Here is a 590-nt window from a genome sequence, read left to right on the forward strand (position 1 = left end):
AAATATACAGACTTACAACTTTTGGTTGGTAATACCATAATGGAAATTTATCATTCATTTTAGAAAATACTATATAAACTGATCATCACCTTTAAATTGCTCCTCAATTGAATTTATAGCTGTCTTTTTGAGAATATAATTACTTGCAGCATTTAAAATAGGTGAAGTAACAATTAAAAGCGTGAATGGTAATGAAAGTAATAAGCCGGATAACATCATAGAGTTAGTTATACCAAAGCCGTTGGCAACTAAATCTAATCCCACACCGAAAAACATTAAAGATGTACAGATTGTGTTGCTCAAAATAACTGAATTTTTTAGCCACTTTAATTTAGTCCTATCACTCTTTGAAAAATTTTCGCATTCTTGGTCAAAGTTAAACAATAATAAAATATTAGTCTGATGATTAAACTCTTTCCCATTTCTAGTATAAATGCTCTTAACAGCTAGACTCAAAATAGATCCTGCTAACAAGGGAGCAAGAAAACCTACTGCTATTGGTACATTAGAAGAAATTGTAAGTTAAAAACGTGATATAAAAGAGATAAGAGAGAAAGATAACCCTGCTCACTAGGAATAGCGGGCGTGCG

General features: G+C 31.4%; 1 protein-coding gene. It reads right to left on the minus strand.

Annotation, left to right across the window (positions count from 1 at the left end):
- Nucleotides 1–69: 69 nt before the first annotated feature.
- Nucleotides 70–474, minus strand: coding sequence for a hypothetical protein (locus tag WOCAOBSORBRA_RS06085; RefSeq protein ID WP_246165662.1), 405 nt, complete (start codon nt 472–474; stop codon nt 70–72).
- Between the last annotated feature and the right edge of the window lie 116 nt (nt 475–590).

The organism is Wolbachia endosymbiont of Cardiocondyla obscurior (genome assembly GCF_902713635.1).
Taxonomy (GTDB): domain Bacteria; phylum Pseudomonadota; class Alphaproteobacteria; order Rickettsiales; family Anaplasmataceae; genus Wolbachia; species Wolbachia pipientis.